4 protein-coding genes are annotated in these 5,061 nt (G+C 43.7%); all 4 read right to left on the bottom strand.

Going from position 1 to position 5,061, the window contains the following annotated elements; translation table 11 throughout:
* Positions 1-81: 81 nt before the first annotated feature.
* The 4 genes from ACYVRH_RS10845 to ACYVRH_RS10860 are packed head-to-tail and all read right to left on the bottom strand — an operon-like array spanning position 82 to position 4,727.
* On the bottom strand, positions 82-1,503 hold the full coding sequence (locus tag ACYVRH_RS10845; RefSeq protein ID WP_461256930.1) for a hypothetical protein: 1,422 nt from the start codon (positions 1,501-1,503) through the stop codon (positions 82-84).
* Positions 1,500-2,177: a cytidylyltransferase domain-containing protein gene (locus ACYVRH_RS10850; protein WP_461256931.1), complete on the bottom strand. Its 678-nt coding sequence runs from the start codon at positions 2,175-2,177 to the stop codon at positions 1,500-1,502. Before ACYVRH_RS10850 ends, ACYVRH_RS10845 begins: the two co-directional genes overlap by 4 nt.
* Entirely contained in the window at positions 2,174-3,184 is a 1,011-nt protein-coding gene (locus tag ACYVRH_RS10855) for a hypothetical protein (protein WP_461256932.1), read from the bottom strand. The genes ACYVRH_RS10850 and ACYVRH_RS10855 overlap by 4 nt, the downstream gene beginning before the upstream one ends.
* On the bottom strand, positions 3,159-4,727 hold the full coding sequence (locus ACYVRH_RS10860; protein ID WP_461256933.1) for a spiro-SPASM protein: 1,569 nt from the start codon (positions 4,725-4,727) through the stop codon (positions 3,159-3,161). Before ACYVRH_RS10860 ends, ACYVRH_RS10855 begins: the two co-directional genes overlap by 26 nt.
* Positions 4,728-5,061 lie beyond the last annotated feature (334 nt).

The following is a 5,061-nucleotide window of genomic DNA, read 5'->3' on the forward strand; positions in this document are numbered from 1 at the left end:
TCCGCGCCATGCGTATCTCAGGCGGATCAATTTGAACAAATTGATTTAAAAGACAAAGAAGGGATAGAAGCGTTTGCCCGTTCAATTCAGGGGACGACAACACGCCTTGGAATAATGACTGCGGGGAGTGGGGAATTGGCAGTTTGGGAAAAATCCTTGAACGGCGGGGATGTTTAGCGTTTCTTGCACATAACGCACCGCATCCCCTGCGGGATCAATTCCAACCGGCGAAAAATTTTCTTCTTTCGCGGCAACAAGAAACGCTCCGTAAGCGCAGCCAATATCAAGAAGGAGAGGCTCCTCTCCACCTTCCTCTTCTCTTTGTGTTCGCGAACCGAAGGTTTGATGTTCCTTTGTGCTCTTTGTGTGAAGTATTTGGGAAATATGCCTAAGGCGGCGTTTTGCCATTGCGACAAGATTGGGAAAGTCCTCCAAATAGGTTTTACCGTACTGCTTTTTGTACGATTCAAAAAAATACTCCCTCTCGTACTCAATGGGGGGCGGATACGCTCTGTCCATGTATATTACGCCGCACTTTGAACAACGGCGGTAAGTGCGTTCAGGGAAACGCGCTAAACTGCGTGACGGCGTATCCGCGCCGCATACGGGACAGGAGCGATTCACTTGCGGGGAGAATGAGTTGATTAAATTGGCAAGGGTTTGTTCTTTTGGTTTTGAGATTCGTGGCAAATTTATATTCGTGGTAAAGTTTTTAATTTGATTAATACTTGAAAAACCTGCGGCTTTGGCGATTTTTTTGTGGTAAGGAGTGGGGTGGTCAAGCAAAACTGCCGTTCCCGCGTATGACGCTTCGTAGGCTGTAATGCCGTAGTGGGTTATTATAAGATCATATTCGCAAAGGTGATCCGCTAGATTTGGTATGGAGTCAAGAACTTTTACATAATCCGGTATTGGAGACTTTGAATTGTTTAACCCGCCTCTTAATAATGTAATCTCCGCTTCTTTTAAATTGCATTTTGCAAGTTTTTTTATTGTCGAAAAACCAAGTCCTGCTGCGTCTTCCTGTCCAAAACTGATTAAAATTTTTAATTTTGTGTTTTTTGCGTCATTATCGCTCTTTGTCCTTTTTGGCAAGTCCAACAGACGCCATGAAGTGATGTTAGCGGATGGTTTTTCAAAGTTTTCGGGAATTAGTATGTCTATTAGGAAATCAAAGTAATCTCTGCAATGGCCGCCTTCGTCAATGCCGATTACAGGGGCGAGTTTTTTCCAGCGTAAAAGTTCGTCACGCGGAGTTTGAAAACGGTCTAAAATGACGAGTCCAAAAGGGCGGTTTATTTGTTCATTGCCAATAATCCAGGACGCGTTAAAATTTTTTAATTGCAGAAGATTGGCAATTTTTTCAGTTTTTTTTTGTAAGTAAAAAAAAGCTTCGCGTCCTGCGAAGCGCAGATCATTTACCAGCGATATGCATCTGTTTATGTGCCCGCCGCCGCGGCCTTCTTCACAACAGGGAACGATCAATATCGGAGCCTGGTTCATTTGCTGAATAACTCCGCGTATTTTTTAATAATTGTCTCACCGTGGTATCTGTTTGGCTCATTATTTAGCGCGTGATACAATTCCGCAGCGCGGTTATAGTCTTCCTGAGTATCAACGGTAATGCGGATGTTGGGAAAATGCCAGCGTTCAGGAGAACAAGGCTGGTAAACGGAAAATAATTCAGGGTGATTGTATAAATAGGGGCAGACATGTTCGCGCTCGGAGGAAAGAATAGCTTCATCTGCGGCGCGAAGGAGGGCCGAAGCGGAAACGGATTCAACTCCCGCGCCGTAGGGAAGGTTTGTGAAACCTGCGTAATCCGTGTTAAGGGATGAAGCTTCAGTGTTAATGGAAGCGGCAGCGTCTGTGAATACAAACGGGTTGTCGCCTGTCGCCCTGATTACCCTGTTTATTGAATATTCGCGGATTGCAATACAGTAACGTTCAAGAACATCCTCTTTGGGGCCTGATAATATTTGAAACCCCGCTTCCTGCGCCAAAGGCGTAAATGAGAAAAGTGAATCCTCAGGGCAGGCGAGTATTCTTAAATCGGATGGAATATTGTTTAACGCTTCCATTACGCGAAATATTAGCGGTTTTCCGTCCAGCAAGAGCAGGGATTTTCCCGGCAGTCTTGAAGAATCAATTCTTGCCTGTAATACTATTGCCGTCAATTCTGCCCCGCTTTTTCTGAAGGTGAATCCCAGTGTTTTGTCACTTCCCTGGCGTCACATGTCCACCTGAATTTGTTTTTTATTACCCACTTCCTGCATTCCTTGAATTCTTCCCATGATGAAAAGAAATCATCTTTGGACTTTAACAGATAGGCGGGAAAACGGTAAAAAGGAAGATGGGCGTAATCTTTTCTGAAAACGGGAGCCAGATTTTTCATATAAAAACGCCTGTAGCTCTCTTCTACGGTAATGTTTTCCTCTGGTAATTCCCCATTATAGGAAAGTTTTAAGTGAAGGCTTAAGGCGATTTCCTCCCCCCAAAGACGCGCTCTAAAACCGAAATCCATTAACTGCCAAAATGAATTGTTTAGCGTTATGTCAAAACCGCCGCTATTAATAAACCGCTTTCTGTCATAAATGCCGATTCCGTCAAATGGGTACAGGCTTAAATCGCCTTCTGTCTGCGGTTCCAGAAAAACGGGCTTCATTTTACTTCTGCGCGTCATTGGGGCTATAAGAACCGGTAATACCTCGTAATTTGAATTCATTATCACGGGGACTGTGCAGAGTCTTTTAAAACCAATTTCTGTTGCAGCGTTATTTTTATCTTCAGAAATTACGCTCAGCCTTTCCGCCATCCGTTTTGCCGTTCCTCCCGCGATTATTTTCATGTCGTTGCGAAGTACATAAAAAAGCGGGCTTTCAATTTCGGAAGCGGCAAGGTTGATCTGTTCGCCAAGATTTAATTCTTTTTCAGGCAGAATAAAGCGTACAAAAGGGAAACGTCCGGAGAGTTCTTCAATGTCGTAATGGGGAGCGCAGGATTCTACGGAAATCACATTATCAAAACCGGTATTTTCAAGATCGGAAAAAAATGCCCTTGGCTGATACTGGCCGGGACGGTTTAAAACAACGGCTGAAATGCCCGTTGACGCGGAGCGTCCCTTGCTTCCCACGGCGGTATATGAGGTTATTTTTTCATTAAAAATTGTAGGTATAGTATTCATCGCACCCCGCGCAAATCCCCGCGTAATTTTTTACGCATTGTTCCCTGTAATACTTATCCCCTTTTTGCCAGATGTCTTCAAGAGGATCCGCGAATACATTTCCAAGTATGTCATTTTTTTCGTCTTTAAATACCGAAAGATTTTCCCTGCACAGGGGAACGTCTCCGTTTATTAAAACGGGCATATCCCTCATAATGTGCCAGCATGGTTGTCGGATAACCGGCGAAATATCGGAGGCCTGTTTTTTTTCAAGGAAACCGCAGAAATCATCGTACTTTTGAATAATGATGTTTTTCTCATTTTTGGGAGAGGCAGTTTTCCAGTAACGGTAAAATTTTTCCGTATCGTCTTCCGCTCCTTTTACGCGCACAGCCTGCACATAACAGTCGTTTGGAAACAGCGAAAAAAGTTTTTTAACTAAAGTTTCCGCTTCGGCAAAACCCGCTCCCCGCAGTTGTGCGTAGCGCTGAGGATCGGAAGTATCAAGTGATACAATCCACGATAAAGGCGGCAGGGCGTTTTTTCTTGCAACTGCGCCTTTTTCCAAACTGCCGCACAATTCGGCGCATTTTTCAATTTCCTCATTTTTCCAGCCGATGCCTGAAGTTTCGATGATCAAGGCTAATTCAGGGCGGGAAATAACTTCTTCTATTAACTTCATTTTTTCTGGGTGAAGGCTTAACTCGCCCCAGAGGGAAAGGTCTATTACCGCGTCTCCTGAAAAAGCCGTGATTTTATTTAAAAGCGAGCTAAATTTTTCGCCGTCCATAAAATCTTTGCGTTCCGCCGCGTCTGTAACCAGCGGGTAGGGGCAGATCGCGCATTTTTGAGGACAGCCGCCGTAAACTTGAATAGGGTAGAAGGAGGGCAATGTTCTTAAAATTTGCGGCTGATTTTCAACTATGCTTTCCACCTCGGCGGCGGTAGGAAGCTTGCCATTGGCGGCGGAAATAAAGTTTTTAAGAAGGAAAAGGTTGCGTTTTGTGTCCGCGCTCAGGTTAATTCTATGACAGCGAAGGTCTATAGAGGAAATTTCAGTCTCAATATCAAAGGCGTTTATGTCTTTTTGAATTACGGAAAAAAGAATGTCCCTTTCCACAGGACCGTCATCGCCGCCCAATATTTTTGCCAAAATGCCGGGTGTACCGGGAGAGAGAATTTCAGGGGCAAGACCGTAGGCAAAGCCGTCTGCATAGGAATATTCAGCGGCGCCCTTGATGTGCCTTTCCGCCAGCTTACCCGCTAGGTCAGGATCGAGGAAAGGGCAGTCCGCGAAGGCAAAATAGATAAGTTCAAAGTCCGTTTGAAGTTCGCTTATTCTTTCAAGAAGGCTCTTTTTTGTCCATAAGTCTCTTTTTTCTGTCTGAATATCCGTCAAAGTGGAAAAATCGGCTTTTGCGCGGGCAAAAAGAACAGTTTTTCCCACACCGGGGAACCTTTTTGCCCTATCGACAGCCACTATTACAGAATTTTTCCCCTCAAAAACAGGTTCATAGGCCATATCAGACAGATTACCGGCATATAAAATTAAAAGGCTATTCATATTTTACTATTATCGGCGTAAAAACGGGGGAGGTCTAGTTGTTAGTGGGTAGTGGGTAGTTACGGTAGTGAAAAAAACCATGCTCTTTTTCCCACATTTTCCCCGCCTACTTGACAAATACTACTAAAAATGACAAAATAAACTCAATGAGACAAAATGTCGCCATTAATACTAAATTTTCAACACAAGGAATGATAATTGTTATATATACCCCAGAAGTCAGAAATCCGTATTTTTTTTATATGAATAGAGGCGAATAATTATGAATATAATGGAATGTGTTAGAACCAGTTACGCAAAAATTGACGAAAAAATGAGTTTTGACATAGTCTGC

Source organism: Treponema sp. R80B11-R83G3 (assembly GCF_054786115.1).

What these genes read in the sequence shown, in the direction of transcription:
- ACYVRH_RS10860 (WP_461256933.1), bottom strand. Translation starts at nt 4,727, where the DNA reads ATGAATAGCCTTTTAATTTTATATGCCGGTAATCTGTCTGATATGGCC.
- ACYVRH_RS10845 (WP_461256930.1), bottom strand. Translation starts at nt 1,503, where the DNA reads ATGAACCAGGCTCCGATATTGATCGTTCCCTGTTGTGAAGAAGGCCGC.
- ACYVRH_RS10855 (WP_461256932.1), bottom strand. Translation starts at nt 3,184, where the DNA reads ATGAATACTATACCTACAATTTTTAATGAAAAAATAACCTCATATACC.